Annotated in this window: 11 protein-coding genes and 1 pseudogene; 5 read left to right on the top strand and 7 right to left on the bottom strand. The window is 41.5% G+C overall.

Features of this window, described 5'->3' with window-relative positions:
- Positions 1-13: 13 nt before the first annotated feature.
- Positions 14-2,188 (top strand): peptidase domain-containing ABC transporter, encoded by a 2,175-nt coding sequence (locus GKD17_RS22570; RefSeq protein WP_007834168.1) that lies wholly within the window; start codon positions 14-16, stop codon positions 2,186-2,188.
- A gap of 12 nt (positions 2,189-2,200) precedes the next feature.
- Positions 2,201-3,520, top strand: coding sequence for a TolC family protein (locus tag GKD17_RS22565; protein WP_007834166.1), 1,320 nt, complete (start codon positions 2,201-2,203; stop codon positions 3,518-3,520).
- Positions 3,521-3,616: 96 nt separating this feature from the next.
- Here GKD17_RS22565 and GKD17_RS22560 read toward each other — a convergent pair whose 3' ends face one another.
- Both GKD17_RS22560 and GKD17_RS22555 read right to left on the bottom strand, forming a co-directional pair.
- The gene (locus GKD17_RS22560; protein WP_007834165.1) at positions 3,617-5,299 is read right to left on the bottom strand and encodes a SulP family inorganic anion transporter; all 1,683 of its coding nucleotides are present in this window, start codon (positions 5,297-5,299) and stop codon (positions 3,617-3,619) included.
- A gap of 98 nt (positions 5,300-5,397) precedes the next feature.
- On the bottom strand, positions 5,398-5,667 hold the full coding sequence (locus tag GKD17_RS22555) for a DUF4884 domain-containing protein (protein ID WP_007841627.1): 270 nt from the start codon (positions 5,665-5,667) through the stop codon (positions 5,398-5,400).
- A gap of 182 nt (positions 5,668-5,849) precedes the next feature.
- On the opposite strand from GKD17_RS22555, the gene rbr reads away from it, so the two are divergent.
- Positions 5,850-6,428, top strand: a complete 579-nt coding sequence (rbr, locus tag GKD17_RS22550; protein ID WP_005844074.1) for a rubrerythrin — start codon at positions 5,850-5,852, stop codon at positions 6,426-6,428.
- Positions 6,429-6,521: 93 nt separating this feature from the next.
- On the opposite strand, the gene GKD17_RS22545 is transcribed toward rbr, so the two are convergent.
- The 4 genes from GKD17_RS22545 to GKD17_RS22530 all read right to left on the bottom strand — a co-directional run bounded on the left by GKD17_RS22545 (position 6,522) and on the right by GKD17_RS22530 (position 16,991).
- Complete coding sequence (locus tag GKD17_RS22545) at positions 6,522-10,508, bottom strand: hybrid sensor histidine kinase/response regulator transcription factor (protein WP_007834163.1); 3,987 nt, start codon at positions 10,506-10,508, stop codon at positions 6,522-6,524.
- 100 nt (positions 10,509-10,608) lie between these two features.
- Positions 10,609-11,949, bottom strand: coding sequence for a DUF6055 domain-containing protein (locus tag GKD17_RS22540; RefSeq protein WP_007834162.1), 1,341 nt, complete (start codon positions 11,947-11,949; stop codon positions 10,609-10,611).
- An 80-nt stretch (positions 11,950-12,029) separates the two neighbouring features.
- Positions 12,030-13,802, bottom strand: a complete 1,773-nt coding sequence (locus GKD17_RS22535; protein ID WP_007834161.1) for a RagB/SusD family nutrient uptake outer membrane protein — start codon at positions 13,800-13,802, stop codon at positions 12,030-12,032.
- A 24-nt stretch (positions 13,803-13,826) separates the two neighbouring features.
- Positions 13,827-16,991, bottom strand: a complete 3,165-nt coding sequence (locus GKD17_RS22530) for a SusC/RagA family TonB-linked outer membrane protein (RefSeq protein ID WP_032936055.1) — start codon at positions 16,989-16,991, stop codon at positions 13,827-13,829.
- A 239-nt stretch (positions 16,992-17,230) separates the two neighbouring features.
- On the opposite strand from GKD17_RS22530, the pseudogene GKD17_RS23825 reads away from it, so the two are divergent.
- Positions 17,231-18,053, top strand: a pseudogene (locus GKD17_RS23825) (AAA family ATPase); the annotation flags it as partial.
- 841 nt (positions 18,054-18,894) lie between these two features.
- Here the strand turns inward: GKD17_RS23825 and GKD17_RS22510 are convergent.
- Positions 18,895-19,506: a master DNA invertase Mpi family serine-type recombinase gene (locus GKD17_RS22510; protein ID WP_007834157.1), complete on the bottom strand. Its 612-nt coding sequence runs from the start codon at positions 19,504-19,506 to the stop codon at positions 18,895-18,897.
- Positions 19,507-19,883: 377 nt separating this feature from the next.
- On the opposite strand from GKD17_RS22510, the gene GKD17_RS22505 reads away from it, so the two are divergent.
- On the top strand, positions 19,884-22,319 hold the full coding sequence (locus tag GKD17_RS22505) for a glycoside hydrolase family 127 protein (protein WP_170272852.1): 2,436 nt from the start codon (positions 19,884-19,886) through the stop codon (positions 22,317-22,319).
- The last annotated feature ends 2 nt before the right edge of the window (positions 22,320-22,321 follow it).

The following is a 22,321-nucleotide window of genomic DNA, read 5'->3' as shown; positions in this document are numbered from 1 at the left end:
TTATAAATATTCAATGATGAGCAAGAAAGGTATTAAAATAAAACAGTTTGATATTACAGATTGCGGAGCGGCTTGTCTGGCTTCCGTATGTGCCTATTATGGTTTGCAATTTCCCATTGCACGTATCCGCCAATATGCGTTTACCGATCAAAAAGGAACGAATATTTTGGGGTTGATAGAGGCTGCTAATAAGCTGGGCTTGTCAGCTAAAGGAGTGCGGGCTAAGTTTGAGGCATTGTATATTGTTCCTAAACCTGTTATTGCCCATGTCATCGTGCACGAGCAGCTTCAGCATTTTGTAGTGATATATAAGGTGGAGAAAAAGAAAGAATACATAGAGTATATGGATCCGGGTGACGGGCGGATGCATCGCGTGACCAATCAGGAATTTGAGAAAATGTGGACCGGTGTACTGGTGTTATTGGAACCGGAAGAAACTTTCAAGACCGGAAACATGAAAACCGGTATGACAAAGAAGTTCTTTTCTCTGCTGGCTCCTCACAAAAGCGTGATGCTACAAGCCGTGTTTGGTGCGCTTATTTATAGCATTTTGGGATTATCCACTTCCATCTATGTAGGTAAAATTACAGATTATGTATTGGTGGATAAAAATATCAATTTACTCAATCTCATGGGAGTGATCATGCTGGTCATCCTGCTATTGCGGACTTTTATCGGAGCAATGAAAAGTATTCTGGCTTTAAAGACCGGACAACGGATTGATGCGGCATTGATTTTAGGATATTATAAGCATCTGCTGACTTTACCTCAGCAATTCTTTGATACGATGCGCGTAGGTGAAATTATTTCACGCGTCAATGATGCGGTGAAAATCCGTAATTTTATCAATAATGTTTCGTTGGATCTGGTGGTTAATATCATGATTCTTGTCTTCTCTGTGTGCCTTATGTTCGTTTATTCCTGGGAGCTGGCATTGATTACATTAGTGTCTGCCCCCTTATTCTTGCTTATTTTCTGGGGATTTAATAAATTGAACCGGAAATATCAGCGCGGTATTATGGAAAGTAGTGCTGATTTGGAAGCGCAATTGGTGGAGTCTCTTAATTCTATTTCTACTATCAAACGATTCGGTATAGAGGAATATGCCAATTTGAAAACGGAAACTCGTTTTGTACATTTATTAAAGAATACGTATCGCAGTATTTATGGATCCATTATGGCGCAAGGCGGTATTCAGTTTGTATCTACCGGCATTACGATTGCCGTTCTTTGGTTAGGAAGTATTTTGGTGGTCGATCAGGAGTTGACACCCGGCGCTCTGATGGTGTTTTATTCCTTGGTTGGTTATGTAATTTCTCCTATCGGCTCGCTGATTTCTTCCAATCAGACTATTCAGGATGCACTGATTGCCGCCGACCGCTTATTCCAGATTATGGACTTGGAACGCGAACAGGATAATAATCAAAAGATAATATTAGAACCGGATATGGTAGGCGATATTACGTTTGAGAATGTTTCGTTTCGCTATGGTTCGCGCAAGGATGTGTTCAAGGAATTGGGCTTGAAGATAGAAAAGGGGAAGACTACTGCCATAGTGGGAGAAAGCGGGTCGGGCAAGACGACTTTGATTTCGTTGTTACAGCATATTTATCCTATACAGGAGGGTCGCATTCGCATAGGCGATTATGATATTGCGCAAATAGACAATCGCAGCCTTCGTCGCCGGGTGGGAACAGTACCTCAACAGATTGAATTATTTGCCGGCAGCATTGCAGAGAATATAGCGGTAGGCGACTTGCATCCGGACATGAAGAAAATTGTAGATTTGACAGAACAACTTGGCTTGAAGGACTTTATAGATGGTTTGCCTAAGGACTACCGGACTTATATCGGTGAACATGGTGCATCCTTGTCGGGTGGCGAGCGGCAGCGGCTTGCCATAGCGCGTGCTTTGTATAAGGAACCGGAGATACTTATTTTCGATGAGGCAACGTCTTCGCTTGATTCTATTTCCGAACGCTATGTAAAGCAGACATTAGATGCATTGGCACGGAAGGGGAAAACGATTATCGTGATTGCTCATCGGTTGAGTACAGTGAAGAATGCTGATAAGATTGTGGTGATTGATAAGGGGCAAGTAATCGAGGCAGGTACTCATGAAGAATTGTTCAATTCGAATGGGATGTATCATCGTTTATGGAAGGAACAGTTTGATGAAATAGGTTAAAGAATGAGCAGTATGAAAAAGTTAATAGTTGCAGCTGTTGCAGCCATCGTATTTATAGCGAATATACAAGCACAAAATAAGAAGTGGAGTCTCAAAGAATGTATAGATTATGCCATACTGCACAATATAGAGGTGAAGCAGAGTCAAAACCGGATTAAAAGTTTGAAAGTAGAGAGAAATACGCTGAAGAGCAGTTTTCTGCCCGACCTGAATGTAGGAGCTTCACAACGTTTTTCTTTTGGCAGGGCCTTGAATCAGGATAATACGTATGAAGATAGCAACATACAAAATTCTTCATTCTCTGCCAGTGCTGAAATGCCTCTTTTTACCGGATTCAAAACAAGTGCATCCATTACCCGGAATAAATTCGATATATTGGCGGCTGAGGCAAATAAGGAATTGATAGAAAACAATTTGTCACTCAATGTAACTAACTATTATTTTCAGATACTGTTGAATAAAGAAATCTATCGTATCGCTCAAGAACAAATCCGGTTGACAAAAGAACAAGAAATCAGAACACGGATTTTGATAGAGAATGGAAAAGTTCCGCAGTCTCAATTATATGATGTGAAAGCTCAATTGGCTGATGATGAGCTGGTAGCTACTGAAGCTAGGAACTCGCTGCGGCTTTCTTTTCTTGACTTGATGCAATTGATGGAGTTGAAGGGTGAGGAGTATTTTGATGTAGATTCTTTGGATGAAAGTATAGTTTCTATGGAGTCTGTCACTCCTGAGGGGATTTACGCCTCGGCATTAAGCTGTATGCCTCAGATAAAGCAAGCTCATTATTCTTTGCAGAGTAAAGTGAAAAGTACAAAAGTTGTCAAGTCGGGATATTACCCACAGCTTTTTTTGGGTGCCGGAATCAATACCGGTTACTATTATTCTCGTCGTGCAATGAATCCGTCTTTTTATCAGCAGTTTAAAAACAATATGCAGAAAAGCATTTATTTCACATTAAGCATCCCTCTTTTTGACCGCTTCTCTACGAGGAATCAGGTAAAAACAGCGCGTTTGGAAGAGAATAATGCCCGCTTGTCATTGGAAAATGAAAAGAAAAGTCTCTATAAGGATATTGAGAAAGCATATATGGATGCGTTGGCAGCTTTTGAGAAATACGAATCTACTACCAAAGCGGTAGCTGCCAATCGGGAGGCGCATCGGTATGCGTTAGAGAAGTATATGGCTGGAAAGTCGGCTGTATATGAGTATAATGAGATAAAAATGAAATTAGCAGATGCGTTGTCCCAACAATCACAAACTAAATATACCTATTTACTGAAAGAACGGATATTGGCATTCTATTCATGCCACTCTTTGGTGGAGTAGTACCAACCTGAAGTATTTAGATGAGAAAGAGGATATTCCAGCTATCGGGAGTATCCTCTTTTCCATAGATAAATTCTTTTAATAGAGTAGTCCGTTTTATTTTTCTATAATGTCCTTTGCCTTTTCCAGTGCTACATTAATATTAGGACAGATATTTTCTTTTCCCAGTAATTCATTAAATCCTGATTTTTCAAGAATTTGATGCACTTTTTCATTCACTCCCGAAAGCACAATTTGAATATTTTCTTTTTTAGACATTTCACATAGATTAGTCAGGTTGTGAATACCGGTAGAGTCAATGAATGGTACTTTACGCATACGTACAATCCGTACTTTGGGACGGTCGCCCAGTTCGGACATGATTTCCTCAAACTTGGTAGCGATACCAAAGAAGTAGGGACCATTGATTTCATATACTTCCACACCTTTGGGAACCATGAGATGTTCTTCGTGCACTTCCAGATCGGATTCATTATTGGGGTCGATTTCATTTTTGATAACCGATATTTCTGTTGTTTCCATGACACGTTTCATGAACAATACACAGGCAATGAGCAAACCTACTTCAATAGCTACGGTTAAATCAAAGATAACAGTCAGGAAGAAAGTGATCAGTAGTACGGTGACGTCTGATTTCGGATTCTTCAGCAACGCCTTGAAAGTACGCCAGCCGCTCATGTTATAAGAAACAATCACCAATACACCTGCCAGACAGGCCATCGGGATATATTGTGCCAGAGGCATCAGGAACAAGAGAATCAGCAACAGAATGACTGCATGAATGATACCTGCAACAGGTGATTTTCCACCGTTGTTGATATTGGTCATGGTACGTGCGATGGCTCCTGTAGCAGGAATACCGCCAAACAGTGGAGCGATAATATTGGCTGCGCCCTGGGCTATCAGTTCCGTGTTTGAATCGTGGCGGTCACCAATGACACCATCGGCTACGGCAGCAGACAACAGAGATTCTATGGCTCCCAGTACAGCAATGGTGATGGCAACCGGAAATAAATTCTTGATAGCTTCCCAATCTAATTTGGGTACTACTGCATCCGGCAACTGTGACTGAATGGTAAAACGGTCGCCAATGGTGTCGATGCAAGTGATTCCGCCGTATGTCTTCATCAGGTATACGGCAATAGTCACTACAATGATGGCAATCAGCGAGCCTGGGATCTTTTTTGAGAATCGGGGAGTCAGTGCGATGATCAGGACACTGACTATGCTGACAATGGCGTTCCACCAATTAACAGTATCAAAATGACGGAAATAAATCATCCATTTGCCTATAAAGTCTCCCGGTACTTTTTCTCCTCCGAAGTTCAGTCCGAAGATATCGGCAATCTGTGTCGTAAAAATGGTGACGGCAATACCACTGGTAAATCCTACAATAATGGGATAAGGAATAAATTTGATAACAGCTCCCAGCTTGAATACACCTAATAAAATAAGGAGTACTCCTGCCATAAGAGTTGCTACTGTTAATCCGCTGATGCCGTATTCTTGGATGATACCATAGATAATTACGATAAATGCTCCGGTAGGTCCGCCTATTTGTACTTTGCTTCCTCCTAATAAAGAGATGATAAATCCTGCTACAATAGCAGTGATGATGCCTTTTTCTGGAGAAACTCCCGAAGCGATACCAAATGCGATAGCTAGTGGAAGTGCAACAATACCTACGATAATTCCGGCCATAAGGTCGGCCATGAAGCTCTCTTTTGAATAATTCTGTAGGGTAGTGAAGAGCTTCGGCTTGAATTCAAATGCTTTCATTTGTCAACTACTTTATGCTATGATTTTAAACGAGTTGCAAAAGTAGATAAAATTAATGTATAAATTAAGGTATTATTCTATTTAAATTCGTATTTTTGTTATTCATAGGGTGTTTTGTTGATAGTAATGGTGCGTTGGGCGGTAGAATCATTTGTGATACTGGTTACATCTCCTCTCGTAGTAAAGTAAACGTAATTTCCTTTATCGTAAAAACGATATACCTTGCAACCGTCATGTTCAAACAGATAGCTGACAGTGTAAGTGGAGTTGTTTTCAGATTCTCCGACCTTTAACGGTATGGACGCACACGAATTAAATCCTATTATAGTAAGGAGGGGAAAAGTGAATAATTTGATGATGCTTTTCATAATGAAAAATGTTAATGTTGTTGTGAACACAAATAGTAGGTGTTCTTGTTTATTTTATATAAAGTGAACGTTTAATTAAATATAAAAATATAATTGTAATGAATACAATTTTGGAATAAAAGATATATCTTTGTATTACCAAAAGATGATTGAATAATAACTAACTAATAAAACTAATTATTATGGCTAAGAGCGTAAAAGGTACACAGACAGAAAAAAATTTGCTGACTTCATTTGCAGGTGAGTCACAGGCTAGAATGCGTTATACTTACTTTGCAAGTACAGCAAAGAAAGAAGGTTATGAACAGATTGCTGCTATTTTTACTGAAACAGCTGATCAGGAAAAGGAACATGCGAAACGTATGTTTAAATGGTTGGAAGGTGGTATGGTAGAAATCACTGCCAGCTATCCTGCAGGTATCATTGGTACCACTATGGAGAATTTAAAAGCTGCGGCTGCCGGTGAAAATGAAGAATGGACTACTGATTACCCTCACTTTGCTGATGTGGCCGATCAGGAAGGTTTTCCTGCTATCGCTACTATGTATCGCAGAATCGCTGAAGCTGAAAAGGGGCATGAGGAAAGATATCTGGCTTTATTGAAGAATGTGGAAGAAGGCACAGTATTCAAGAAAGCGGAAGAAACTGTATGGCAGTGCCGTAACTGCGGTTACATTTATGTAGGTACGGAAGCTCCTGAAGTATGTCCTGCATGTCTGCATCCGCAAGCTTATTTCGAAGTGAAGAAGAATAATTATTGATTGAAATAAAATCACTCGTTCATCATGAATCCGGTTTCTCTGAAAAGGGGAAACCGGATTTTTTATTTTTAGGGAATGATTTTTGATTAGTTTTTATTCTTCTCTTTTCCCGTTTACAAATTCCCCCGGTTTCATGCCGAACTGTTTCTGGAAACACTTGGAGAAATAAGACGGATTATTGAATCCTACCATATAACAGATTTCATTAATGCGGTATTTGTTTTCTGCTAGCAAGATCGCTGCTTTTTTCAAACGTACCACTTGAATCAGTTCATTAGGGGTGATATTGGCCAATGTTTTAATTTTGGCAAACAGACCCGAACGGCTGATACACAACTTTTCGGCCAGGAAATCTACGGATAATTCCGGATTGGAGAAATTCTCTTCTATGATTTCATTCATGCGGGTAAGGAACTTGTCGTCCATAGAATTATTGGCAATGCTGTTCAGCGGAACCAGCGGCATCTTCGAGAATTTCTGACGCAGCAGATTACGCAAGTCTACCAGATTCTTGATACATGCTTCCAAGTATTGCATGGAGAAAGGTTTCTCTATGTAGGCATCTGCACCACAATCCATACCTTCTATCTTGGAGTTGGTATCTGTCTTGGCCGTTAGCAGGATGAAGGGTATATGACTGGTAGTTTGGTTAGTCCTTATCGCTTTGCAGAATTCCACTCCGTCCATGCGTGGCATCATCCAGTCGCTTACAATGAGTGTCACTTCGTTTTCTTTGAGTTTATTTAATGCTTCTATACCGTCTTCTGCGGTAAGTATGCTGTATTTATCAGCCAGACTACTCGAAAGGAAATTCAACATTTCCTCATTATCATCCACAATCAGCATGGTTGGTTTATGTTTGATAGGAGAACCGGAGAGGTCCTCTTGCAAGATTTCTTCGGGAATGGCTGGGTTGTTCAATAGTGATGTGCCCGTATCCTGTGGCAGGACTTGTGCTTGTTCTACAGGCAGTGTTACGATAAAAGATGACCCTTTGTTCACTTCGGATTCCACTTCAATGCAGCCATTGTGTGATTCTACAATACTTTTGACAATGCTGAGGCCGATACCTGTTCCCGGCTTGTTATCCATAGCCTGATAGAACGGATGGAATATCTTCTTTTGTTCTTCTTTGCTGATCCCTATGCCGTTATCTGTCACTCGGATTATAAAAGTATGTTGTTCCGGCTGTACGATACAGGTAAGAGTAACTTCATCTTTTGTGTATTTACTGGCATTGGTTAACAGGTTGCTGACTAGTTTGGTTACCGCTTCACTGTCTACTATAGCTGTGAAATCTGCTTCAGGATATTCCACAGTAAGCCGTGCTCCATGTTGGGCGATGAAAGGTTCGAAACGTTCACAAACCGCTTTGAGCAGTTGGTGGATATTTTGGGAAGCAAACTTCATTTTCATTCCTTCCTGTTCCACCTTCCGGAAATCCAGCAATTGGTTTACCAGGAACAGCAGACGCTGGCTGTTACGGTCAATAATATTTAGATCGTCGCGTACTGTAGACGGCAGGGACACGGGGGATTTCATTATTTTCTCCAAAGGTCCTATGATAAGGGATACCGGTGTGCGTATTTCGTGGGCTATCATGGTGAAGAACTTGATTTTGGCTTCGTGTACTTCTTTTTCCTTGTTGGCGTTCAGTTTGTTTATTTCAGCCGTATGTTTCTTCTCTGTCCGTTTGATGATGAAGCGGATGACGAATCCGAAAGCTATGCAAACCAATATAAAATAGAGCAGTTTGGAAGCGGTGGACCAATAGAAAGGAGGGTGGATGGTGATTTTCAGACTGGTTCCTTTTTCATTCCATATTCCGTCATTATTGGTCGCCTTTACTTTGAAAAGATAGGTTCCTGCGGGCAAATTGGTGTAAGTGGCCTTATTCTGGGAGCCTACATAGTTCCAGTCTTTGTCAAATCCTTCCAGTTTATAGGCGTATTTGTTTTTATTGGGGGTGCAATAGCTTAAAGAGGCATAAAGCAAGCTGAATGCATTTTCTTTATAGGATAGCTCCAGTTCTTCCAACTGGTTGAGAGATTTTGGAAGCAGTTTGTTTCCAGTTTGGATTTCCTTATTATCTATTTCCAGTTCTGTAATGATTACTGGAGGAAGCATCACATTTGTCTTAATCTGATGGGGGTAGAAAGCATTAAATCCGTTTACCGAGCCGATATAAATTTTTCCATCCGATGCTTTTAAGGCAGCATTAGGTAGGAATTGTTCACTTTGCAGTCCGTCGCTTTTAGTAAATACTCGGCAACCTTCTCCAGGGGTGTAGCGCACTAGCCCTTTGGTGGTGGTGAGCCACAATATGCGTTGGTCTTCGATGATGCTGCATATATTGTGACTGGGAATTTCAAGAGGTAAAGTTTCGAATGCATCTTCTTCCGCATTGTATTTGCAGAGCCCGTTCATGGTTCCCACCCACATCTCTCCGTTTGTGTCAATCAGTACACAGTTCACTTGGTTGTTTGCCAGTGAGTTCGGATTTTTATGGTCATGTATATAGTTCTTCCATATCTGTTTTTCTGGATGGTATTTAAATAATCCCTTGCCTTGGGTGGAGAACCAGAGATTTCCTTTGGTATCCTGGTCAATGTCAATGGTCAGTGCGTCCAAGTATTTAATTCGGGTGAAATTATCTTTTTCCCGGTTATATAGATTTACTCCGGACATGGAGGTGACCCATATTCTCTCTTTTCTGTCTTTGAATATGGCATAAGAACTGGTTCCGTCCAGTGAGGCGGGATTATCCTGATAGGCAGAATATGTTTTAAAAGTTCCCGTTTGCAGATTTAATACGTTTACCCCTCCAGTATAAGTACCGATCCATAAATTATCACCGTCCATACAAAGTGCATGTACATTGTGATAGGACAGACTGTTTTTTCCCTCCAAGGGCAAATAATGGGAAAATTTTCTATTTTTGGGAGAAAAGCGGTTTAACCCTCCGTCATCCGAAGCGATCCATACATCTCCGTTAGAGTCTTCGCAGAACCGTCCGATGACTGTTCCGTTAACAGAATTGGAGAAACGTGAGTGGACAAAACTTTCGAATTGTCCAGTATTGGGTGAGATATAATTTACTCCTCCATAGTAAGTTCCGATCCATATTCCACCTTCATGATCTTTTATAATAGGATAAACAAAACGGTTGGACAATGAATGTGGGTTTGTTTCATCTTCTGTAAACAATTGATATTCCTCTGTAATGGTATTGAATAACAGAAGCCCGTCATCCGAGCCTATGAGTAGCTGGTGAGGGGCATATTCCATGATAGAATGAATATGGGTGGCACCTTTTCCGTCTGTCGGATGCAGATAAGTAGTGGCCTTTCCGCTGTATTTATCGATTTTTTGCAAACCACACTCCCAGGTTCCTAACCACAGTGTATGTTCCGAGTCTTCCAACATGACCAATGCGTTTGAGTCATGCTTTCCGCTTTCATAGGAGAGCGGAAAAGTCTCGAATTTATTTTCTGCTTTATTCAGTTTGAAAAGACCTGAGTTTCCCCAATTGGTAATGGCCCATATTTGGTTTTCACTATCCACCAGCACACTTGCCATTAAACCATTTGCGTTTTTAAATTCGTATTGCTCCAAGTGGTTGGTGATGGTGTTGTATTTGAATATTCCTTGTCCTACCGTAGTGAACCATAGGTTTTTGTCTTTATCTTCGACAATATGGTTCGTATTTGTTTCAATATGGATATTTTTGGAGGTGGCCAGTACAAAAGGCATTATATCTTCTGTTTCGTAATCATAGATATATATGCCTTCGTCTGTACCTATCCATATCTTGTTGAGGGTGCTGTATAAAGATGAAATAGCTTCATTAGCTCCCCTATCTTTCAGTCTATAGAGTTTTACAGTAGTACCGTCATAGCGGTTCAGTCCTTCATCCGTTCCTATCCATAGAAAACCGTATTTATCTTGCATTAAAGCACGTACCGAATTGGATGATAGTCCGTCTTCTACAGAAAAATGACGGAAACAGAGGTCATTGGACGCAGCAAACAGAATCATCGGCATCAGTAAGTTCAATAGCAATAGGACTAGTCTTTTCATAGTATTTTCTTCTTATTTCTAAATCTTATGCAAGATTACTACTTTTCTGAGAAAGAAAAGAGAAAATTCGAAGAAAAAGTAAGGATTCCAGATGAATCTTTCAATTTGCCGAGGTGAGTAGGAAACTGCCGGTTATTTTTATTTTATAAGGCCATTGTGCATCTTTTTCCCCGGATATGGGATTCATCCAGTGTTCCGTCGGAGCCCCCATGACAACCAACCACAAGTGGGCCAACGGTACATCCTTGGGAGCAATATACTTCACCACTCCTTCCGTGTTGTTTCCCATTTCTCCGTAAACGGATTTTCCTTCCCGAGTGACAGCGACAAAACCGTATCTCCAGCCGGCTTTCTCCGGGTGGACGGAATTGTAACCCTCCCTACCTGCCTCCCCAAGGAACTCCACTTCCACGGCACTTCCCGGCTGGGGAACGGAGAGGGGAACTGCGTTGAAACCATAATTCTCAGGACAGTTTTCGGGTGCAACCCGGTACCATCCCTCTTCAGATGGATTCATTTTGCAAGTGTATTGGTTTGCGTACGGGCGTGTCTCTTTCCATACCCGCTTAAAATCCCAGTTGACAAAATGGCGACAGGCGTCGAACATCTCGTCACAGAACTCTTTCTGTCCAAGACTGTTCAGCCGTTTGTAGGTAATGACAGGGTCCTCCCCACGTTTTCCCTGGCGGTACAGTTCGGCTATGAAAGGCAGACCGTACCGGATTCCCCAGTATTCAAGCACATATGGTGAATGATAAATATTATCCAAATGCAGATAAGCTTTGTGTGTAAGGGTTTTGAACGCATCCCAATGATATTTCTCATCGGTCATCCAGTCAGGATTTACTTGCCAGAGCATCCATTGTGAAGTCATCTCGAAAAAGCCGCAACCACCCCAAGCTTCTCCTTGACCGTCGCAGGTGATTTGTGACTGGAAGCTATGCCCCAGTTCATGCGCGATACAATTCAATTTCTCATCTTGTACCCGGTTGGGGGTGATCCAGAGCGCACCGATCTGCCCGTCGTAATCCCCTCCGTAGGCAGTGCCTTCCAGGGAATAGTTTATCATGACCATCATGCGGTATTTATCACATTTCGAGCCTTGCCTGGCAAACTGCAGCGTGTGGTAGAAATAAGCGTAGAAGTTTTCCAGCTTCTCCTTCAGACCGGGCAGATCCACCTTCATGGAATGCCCCTCCAGCTGTGGTGGGTTGCTGAGGTCATTGCCGAAGCCCTTCTCCCAGAAGATGACGAAGTTCTCGGTGTATGCCATACGGTGATAACTCCACTGACTTGCCGGATTCTGTAAATCCATGCCTTGAAGCTCCTTGGGGATATAGATGGACTTGCCGGAGGGTAGAGGGATATCGCTGTTTCTTTGTGCGTTGGAACAGGAAGTGATTATTATTGCCAGAAATAAAAAGAAGGTATGTTTATTCATATATAATTACTTTTTTTGAAAACAGGAACGGTTTTTATTTTCCGTTCCTGTAATATATAATAATCAAGAAATACTATTTTTTATTCATACGGTGCGGCATCTAGTAACGTTGATTTGTTTAACTCGTAACGTGGGATAGGCCACCAATAATTTTTTGAGGCATCGAAATTACGTTGCTGTACGGCTTCTGGGTTATGATAATATATTTTGGTTCCATTCTGCAATTTATAAATTTTTAATCCGGTAGGCCAATGTTCTTTGGAATATGTTTCTTCCATTTTCTTCCAGCGGCGTAAGTCAAAGAATCGTTGTCCTTCGAACATCAATTCTACAGTGCGTTCATATTCATATTCAGTCCGTATGTCTTTGCCTGTGGCATCCGGTAATAACGCACGGTTTCTGATAAGGTTGATGTATTTTAGAGCCTCGGCATTGTTACCTAGCTCTATCTGACATTCAGCATAGTTCAAATAGACTTCTGCCAGTCTGATGAAGAACCATGGGGTAGTATCTACTACCGTATCGTCATAAAAATTAATATGAGAAGATAAGAACTTTCGCATATTATATCCAGTTTTTGTACCGTTCCACCAAGTTTCTCCTGTACGTGAATCTTTACCCGGAATGACCCCTTTTGCTCCGGCTTCAAATAATTCGATTTCACGGTTTGAATCTCCGTATCCCCACAGCATACCATCATAGAGAATATTTGCTTTCAGACGGATTTCTCTACCTTCCCATGGGTTTACATCTGATGCCTGTATAGTGACTTCTTTTTGTGTGGCTTCTCCAGAGTCAGGGTCAATTGTGGTTTGTAAAATCGTGAATGGTTTGGTTTCTGCCGGTTTATAAGGTGTACCATCAGCATTCTGGAAGAGTTCTACTATTTCGTAAGTGGGTTGCCACGTACTCCAGCCTTCATATCCGTTACCAGGTCCGGCAGGAGCTTGCATAACTAGGCTGGCACTACTTCCTGCAATTCCTTTTTCATCATAAAGTTTTTCGAAAATTACTTCCGGATTTTTGGAATCGAAGAACAGATCTGCATATTCATCACTATTCGAAACTTGTTTTAAAGAATAGATATTCATATCGATGACTGCTTTGTTTGCATCTGCTGCCGCCTGCCATTTTTCTCTAGAGGGAGTACCGAATAAGGGACTTGCTTTATAAAGCAATACTCGGCCTTTTAAAGCAAGGGCCGCCCCTTTGGTTGCACGCCCAAAATCACTTGCATCTTTATAGACTGTGGGAAGTAATTCAGCAGCTTTATCACAATCAGCAACAATAAAATCAGCTACATCATCCATATCTGCACGTTCCTCTTTGAATTCAGAATCCAAGTCATAAGTATGGTCAATCAATGGAATACGTCCATAGACACTATATAGCATATGATAGTAGTAGGCGCGTAAAAAGTAGCCCTGGCCGATTATCTGATTTTTCCATTCTTTTTCACTATCGGTATTGGCAGGCGTATCCATGATGTCTTCCAATAATTGGTTGCATAATTTAATGCCGCCATAATAATGTGACCACGTATTTCCTTTTCCTTCAGTCCACCCGGTATTATAGTTGTCACATGAAGCACGGCCTTGTGTATAGGTACTTGTTCCATAGTCGTGCATATGATAGGTTTCATCTGTATAATTACAGAACATTACGCCGTTTGTATTTTCTGCTTCCACTCGTAAATAACAGTAGTTTAAGAAACTTTCCGCCAGGCTCAAATCACCCCAAACAGCTGTATCTGTGTATGAGTCTAGTGGTTTTTGATCTAAAATATCTGAACAAGAAGGAAGTCCGAAACTTGAAAGTGCAAGTGCTGCACAAAGTAATATATGTTTTTTCATTTTGTACTTTAGTTTTATAGGTCATTAGAATGTAACATTAGCTCCGACTGTAATCATGCGTTGGAGAGGGTAACCTCTGACTCCACCGGACTCCACCACATAACCATCTGTGTTTTTGAACATACCGGCCTCTGGATCACATATTTTCATACCATCAATGGTAAAAAGATTGTTACCATTAACATAAATACGTGCATTCTCAATACCTATGCTTTTAGTCCACATTTTGGGTAGTGTGTATCCTAATTCTATAGATTTCAGACGAACGAAGGAAGCGTCACGTAACCACCATGTAGAGGCTACACCATTCCATGCGTCACCATATGTCTGCTTGATGAATGCACGTGGCCATTTGGCAGCAGCATTTTGTTCTGCTGTATTTGTTTCTATCCAGCGTCCTTCATAGAAATCGGTTGCCATATTCATGGTCGGTTGAACCAATTGCTCTGCATCAGCTTGTCCTTGGAAAAATACATTCAGATCCCAACCTTTCCATGCTCCGTTCAGGGTCAGACCGAAGATTATTTTAGGTGTGGCCGATTTATCTAAACGTATAGCATCATCCCAGGTAATATTTCCATCTCCATTGGTATCTTGATAAATTAAGTCACCGGGTTTGGCACCTGCAATGTGAGGTGTGTTATCTACCTGTTCTTGTGTTTGATAGATTCCTAATGCTTTATATAGTACCATTCCGTCAATAGGATGACCGGTACGACGTTGCCATTCTGGAGTGGAAGCAGCTTCATCTTCGTATACTACTTTGTTATTGGCATAAGTGAAATTTCCTGTTATTCCCCATGAGAAATCACCAGAATGGTCACGATAGGTTGCAATGAGTTCTAGACCGTGATTTTTTACTTTACCCAAATTTTCGGCTGGAAGAACTAACCCCGAATAGGTAGGGATAGAAGCATTACGGGTAATCAAAATGTCATTACGGCGTGATTGGAAATAATCCAAATCCAATCCGAACTTACCATCAAGGAATTGTGAAGAAAACCCTAGATTCCAGGTTTTTGCTTTTTCCCAAGTAATTAAAGGGTTGGCTGTACGTGATTCATAAATTGCTTTTACTACTTCATCACCGAAGCACATGGAGCTGGTATTGTTTAAATCAATGAATTTGTATTGCGACATATACTGATAAGCAGTTACATTATCATTACCCATCATACCCCATGAACCTTTTACTTTGAAGAAACTTACTACATTTTTCAAGGGTTGGAAGAATTCTTCTTCTGACATCACCCAACCTAAAGAAAACGCCGGAAAAGCTCCCCAACGATGTCCCGGAGCAAAATTCATAGAACCATCATAGCGCATTGTAAATTCTGCCAGATATTTGTCTTTGTAGGCATAATTGATACGACCGAAATAGTTTTGACGAGCTGTTACATTCGAACTTCCACTATTATCCTTGTCTTTAGCTACATCGCTTCCGGCGAAGATTTCAGGAATAGTTGTTGATAAATAATTTGTACGATAGGCAGAAATACCGGTATAATCGTATTTACTTTGTTCGTAAGCTATAAAAGCATCTACATGATGTCCACCTTTAAAATCGTGACTATATCCTAAACGGGCATTCAAGGTAATGGTTTTATCTTTGTTGAACCATTGGTTAACACTGATGGAACCTGTGGCATCACGTCTGTTGATATAGGAATCTGTTGCTGCGTCATATTGGTAAACATCATAAGGATTGTTTATCTGTTTTCCATCATTAAAATGAAAGTCCAGTGCGGCATAACCCTCTACATATAATCCTTTGGTAATGACGTCTAAGTCTATACGGAGTCTTGGCTTTAGGTTAAGAGTACTGTATGTCGTTTTGTTAGTACCCGGTATATCAGTTACTTTTACAGCGGCATTGTTGGTTACTCCATCATAGCCTACACGCAACAGACCGTTAGGATAATAAGGAGCTGCCATCGGATTAGTAGTAAGAAAATAGCCAAACAGATCTTCTGTAGAATATACACCACGATTCCTGACTTCCTGCCTGCCTAAAATATCCATGCTGAATTTTATTGCTTTCGTAATTTTTGCATCAAGATTGGTAGTAAACTGATATTGATTATAGTCTTGTACACCTTTCTTGTAAATAGCGTCTTGATACATGTATTGTGCCGAGGTATAGAAAGATATTTTGTCATTACCACCACTGATAGCCAAGCTATGTTGAGTTTTGGTAGCCCAGTCTTTGGCTACTTCACTCCACCAGTCTGTATTAGGATAGCGGATTTGATCTTCACCACTTTGAATCATACCCAATGCTTCGGCAGAGTAGGTGGCGGCTTCACCGTGTCCGGCATCGTATTCATTTACATAGGTGGCATATTGGTAGGAATCTAACATTTCAGGGATGCGGGTTGGCTGGGAGAAAGATACATTACCACTATAGTTGATTTTGACTTTTCCTTCTGTACCGCGTTTGGTTGTAACCAGGATTACTCCATTAGCGGCACGTGCACCATAAATAGCTGCTGAGGCATCTTTCAATATAGAGATAGATTCAATATCTTCGGGATTGAGATGACTGAATGACCGGTCGGCAATACCATCGACGACAATAAGAGGGGAGGTACTTCCTAGAGTTCCTTTACCACGGATAAGAATGTCAGCGTTATCTTCACCCGGTTCGCCCGAACGTGTATTAGCAATGACACCTGCTGTTTTTCCAGCAAGTGTATTAGTAAGATTTGTTGCAGCCACTTTCTTCAGTTCTTCACCACCTACCTGTGAAACAGAACCGGTTAGTGTAGCTTTCTTTTGAGTACCGTAACCTACCACTACTACTTCATCAAGCATTTCTGTGTCTTCCTTCAAATTGATGTTAAGTGTTTTTTTTCCGTTTACAGAGACCTCTAGCGTTTTATATCCCACATAGGATACAACTAAAGTAGCTTTAGCAGGAACTTCCAGCATAAAGTTACCGTCGAAGTCGGTTATAGTTCCGTTAGTAGTACCTTTTATCACAACACTGGCACCAATGATGGGTTCTCCATTTGCGTCTGTAATCTTACCATTGACAGTGCTACTTTGTTGTACTATCGAGGTTGCTTGGGCATTCTCTTCCGGTGCTGCCCATACACTACTGACTCCTGCACCCGCAGTAAGGAAAAGACAGGTGGTAGCCTTCAGCAAAGCCCTGCTGAACAAGGCCCGGTTCTCATGTGTTTTCATCATACAGTTTTATTTAAAAGGTTTATATTCTTAGTTTACTTTCCATTCAATCACCCCTCCCGAAGCTCCTTGCTGCAATTGTGCTGCAATTTTAAGCCCCTTTGTTTTGACAGGAAGAAGAAGAAAATAATTATACACATATATTACTGCATGTTTTATTTTAAGCTTGGCATGTGAAGATGTTAATATGAGTCACCCAGTATTGTTTTATCGTAAACGGATAAAACTACCATGGATAACACCCCACTCCCGAACGCAATTCTTATCTTATTATCTATCTGAACTTCGCAGTGGTAAATGCCGAATTACACTCGTACCGCCAGTCACTGGATGCACATTGCAATACCGAGTTCAACTTCTTTTGTGATATCTATGCTCCCCCAAGGGATAAAGGAAGGGCTTAACGCCAAACGGGGTGCTGTGGAACAGTTGGATTACTTGTACAAAGAATGTTATAAAGCCGGACAAAGCATTTATCTTTTTATGGATAAATACGACCATTTCACCAATAAGATTTTATCCGAACCCTCATGCCTGGACAATTATAGAAGCGAGACACACGGCACCGGTTACCTGCGCAGTTTTTTCGACACTGTAAAGGCCGGAACGTATATGCTATCAAGCGTTGTTTTATAACGGGAGTGAGTCCGGTTACCATGGATGACCTGACCAGCGGATTCAACATCGGCACCAATTACACGCTGAATCCACAATTCAATGAAATGACAGGATTCACAGAAAAGGATGTACGGGACATGCTGGAGTATTACTCCACAACGTGCCAATTCAATCATTCGGTAGACGAGTTGATAGAACTGATTGCTTTTCTACTTCGGAATGCTGACCATCAGCGGAATGCATAAAGGAGAAACCAAACTCACCATCCCCAACCAAGTGGTACGTGAACAACTCTTTGCCTACATTCTGGATACTTATCATGAAAACGACTTGACTTTCGACAGTTATGAAAAGAGGAAGCTTGCCTCAGGGCTGGCTTATGATGGCAAATGGAAACCTTACTTTGAATACATTGCCGGGTGCCTGCACCGTTATGCCTCGCAGTGGGACAAGCAGAAAGGTGAATATTTTGTTCATGGTTTTACTCTTGCCATAACCGCACAAAATTGTTGCTTCTTGCCGCATTTGTAATTACAAAGATAAGATGCCAATTTTCGATGATTTTTCGTCTCAGTTTCTTCTGTATCAGTACATTATCATTCCAAATTGTGCGCAGTATCTTACTGTAAACCAACGATATACTGTGTGAATGCATTCCAAGTTCCCCTGAAACGGTTTGCCATTCTCCGCTGTCAAATTCAGCTTAACGTATACAGGTCGTTTTAACTCCTGTGCCATAGTTGCGGTCGCTTCTTTGCAAGAGAGCGTAGCTATGGCGTATTTTGTCTTGCTGCATTTGTTGTTTCGCCCAGGTGAAGAGGCGATTTCACTTAGGTGAACAGCCGCTTTCACCCTAGTGGAACAGTTGCTTCACTGAGGTGAAATATCAAACGGAGCGGAGTGAAGATACGATAGGAATGGGTTCTTATTACATACGCAACAGGGGTCAGTAGCCGAAGCAAACAGTATCCTGTCCTGTCAGGTATGAACTATGATACCCACGAGTAGCCGGGAGGCAGTGAGGGGCTGACTCTACATCCTGTCCGCTGGAATTCCCGAATGCGAACACCCCAAAAACGAATGTGTTTTGCCACCGGCATACCAATTGAGGGGTATTTGAGAGACTTTTACACAGGAAGTGATTAGTAATGTGCATGTTACTGTGACAGAACGTTTTTGTGCTTTATGTATATCCTGACTTTATGCTAAAACCGAAACTTGAGTAAGAATAATCTATCAGAGGCTTTATCTCTTCTTATTACAAATGACAGACATACCACCTTTATCAGTTGGAATGAATCCCTGCCTCATTCCTGTTCAGAAAAGCTGCCAGTGTATTTCTGCTCACTTTCAATTTCCTCGCCATCTCCGCCTTGCTGGTTCCCGCCTCCAGCATAGCCTTAATTTTTTCTTCTTTTCCCGTAAGTTTATATTTCGAGTTATGTCCTCCCATGGGACGTCCCAACTTTTGTCCGGAGGCAATTCTGCGTGCAAGTCCCTCACGGGTACGTTGGGAAATCAAGTCACGTTCTATTTGTGCAGAGAGGGAAAAAGCGAATGCCAATATTTGGGATTGTATATTATTTCCCAGCTCATATTTCTCTTTCACCGTGAGTAGGATGACATTTTTCAACATACATGCATTCAATATGCTCATTACTTCCATCAATCTCCTTCCCAAACGAGAAATCTCCGACACAATCAATGTATCACCTTTCTTTATTCTTTTCAATAGTACGCCAAGCTTTCTGTCTTTGGCTGACCGTGTTCCCGAAACCGTTTCTTCTACCCACACATCAATCTGGAAATCCCTCTGTTTGGCAAAACGATTTATCTCGAATCGCTGGTTCTCTACAGTCTGTTTATCAGTTGAAACCCGAATATATGCATATATCATATTTATATCATTAAATTTTCTATTAAATAAGAGATGCCAATCTAACTTATATTATCAGAGAAGGAAAGTTTCACCAAACCCCGTTGAGGTTTTCTAAGAAGAATTAAGTATCTCCAACTATTTAAGTTCAAGAACAGAGAAATTCACTTGATTTTTGTCTTTATAGGATAAAACAATTGTCTAATAGAATAAAAAAATCGTCTACAATAATAGTATATTCATCTGATAATCAGCAATATTAAATTATATATATATTTGTCATATTCAAGACGATTTTCGCAGCATAATAGATTTTTCTTCCATCCTTTTATCGGTTTGTTCACTTACTTTGCATCTGTTGACATAGTTGATACTGAAATAAAAAACACAGATATAGTATGAAAAACAAATTGCAAATAGTATGGAGCAGCATTGCTATAATAAGCGTATGTGCATGTAGTACGCCTTATACACAACCTGATGCCCCTATCAAAGAAGTTCCCTTCACCCAAGTTCATTTAGATGATAATTTCTGGACACCGCGCATCGAAACTAACCGCACCGTTTCCATCCCATCCGCTTTCAAAGAATGTGAAAAGAACGGCCGGTTCGATAATTTTGCCATTGCGGGTGGTCTGATGAAAGGCGAACATCGCGGTGACTTTTCTTTCGACGATACCGATCCCTATAAAATTATAGAAGGAGCTTCCTACTCGTTAGCCGTAAAATATGATGAGAAACTGGATCACTACCTGGACAGTGTAATCCATATCATATCTGCCGCACAGGAACCGGATGGTTATCTTACTACCTGTGTAACCAATCAATGTACCCGTTTATCCGGTTGGTGGGGCACGCACCGTTGGGAAAAAATCAACAGTCACGAACTCTATAATAGCGGCCATTTGTACGAAGCCGCCGTTGCTCATTATCGCGCCACCGGAAAACGTACGTTACTGGATGTAGCTATCAAAAATGCCGATCTGGTATGTCAGGTCTTCGGACCCGGCGAAGGACAGATCCATCGTCCCAGCGGTCATCCTATCGCTGAGATGGCTCTTGTCAAACTATATAAGGTGACAGGTGATGAGAAATATTTGCAGACAGCCAAATATTTTGTAGAGGAAACCGGCAGAGGCTCTGACGGACATAAACTGAGCGAATATAGTCAGGATCACAAGCCCATCCTGCAACAAGACGAGATAGTAGGTCATGCCGTCCGTGCCGGATATCTCTACTCCGGAGTGGCAGATGTAGCCGCTTTGACTCATGATACCGCCTATTTCAATGCCTTAACCCGTATTTGGGAAAATATGGCCGGCAAAAAACTCTTTATCACAGGCGGAATCGGTTCTCGTCCACAAGGTGAAGGATTCGGTCCCAACTATGAACTGAATAATCACACAGCCTATTGCGAAACCTGCGCCTCTATAGCTAATGTGTATTGGAACCATCGTATGTTCCTCGCTACGGGAGATGCCAAATATGCGGATGTGCTGGAACGCGCGTTGTATAACGGAGTCATTTCGGGCGTATCACTCAGTGGTGACAAGTTCTTCTATGACAATCCGTTGGAATCCATGGGGCAGCATGAGCGCCAGCATTGGTTCGGATGTGCCTGCTGTCCGGGCAACATAACCCGTTTCGTGGCCTCGGTACCTTATTATATGTATGCTACTCAAGGCAATGATGTGTATGTCAATCTCTATATCCAAAGCAAGGCGGATATTGAAACGGAAAGCAATAAAATAAATGTGGAACAAACTACGGACTATCCGTGGAACGGAAAGATAAGTATTTCCGTCACTCCCGAAAAAGAACAGGAGTTTGCTTTGCGTGTGCGTATTCCCGGATGGGCACAAGACGCTCCCGTACCCACAGACCTCTACTCATTTACAGACAAGGCTCAGGCTTATAGCATTTCTGTAAACGGCTCCAAAGTCAATGCGAAGCAATATGACGGTTATGCCACCCTTGTACGCAACTGGAAAGCGGGTGATGTGGTTGAAATCAATCTTCCTATGGAGGTACGTCGTGTGAAAGCAAATGACCAAGTAGAGGATGATCATGGCAAACTGGCTATAGAACGGGGCCCTATTATGTTCTGTTTGGAAGGACAAGACCAAGCCGACAGTACTGTATTCAACAAATTCATCCCCGATGGTACTCCGATGGAGGCTTCTTTCCATGCTGATTTGCTGAATGGCGTAATAGTTTTGAACGGTACAGCCAAAGAAGTTGAAAGAAACGGCAATGTAAAAGACGTTCCATTCAAGGCAATTCCTTATTCTACATGGAACAACCGCGGTGCTGACCAGATGGCCGTATGGATTCCCGAAACAGCCGAGTGCGCTCGTCCTACTCCGGAACCTACCATCGCCAGCAAAGCACGTACTTTGATGATACAAGCCCCCATACAGAAAGACGCTCCTGAATCGGCTTCAGTGGAAACATGGGCATGGGGGGTAAATGACCAATGGGAACCCAAACGTTCATCGGATATCTCGAAACCTTACCACTATTGGTGGCTGAAGAACGGTACTGTCGAAACACTGGCTTATGAATTCGACCAGCTTTATACCGTATCGAACGTACAAGTGTATTGGTTGGATTTTGACCATTATGACGGAGATTTCCGTGTGCCGGAAAGCTGGAAACTATATTATAAAGAAGGCGAAAGTTGGAAAGAGGTAGAGGCGTTAACTGAATATACTGTAAAAAAAGATTGCTATAATAGTTTGGATTTCAACCCTGTCAAAACAAAGGGGCTTAAAATTGCAGCACAATTGCAGAAAGGAGCTTCGGGAGGGGTGATTGAATGGAAAGTAAACTGAAT

The sequence above is a fragment of the Phocaeicola dorei genome (genome assembly GCF_013009555.1).
Lineage (GTDB): Bacteria > Bacteroidota > Bacteroidia > Bacteroidales > Bacteroidaceae > Phocaeicola > Phocaeicola dorei.
The sequence above is the reverse complement of the archived record's forward strand: the minus strand, read 5'-3'. Positions and strand labels throughout refer to the sequence as shown.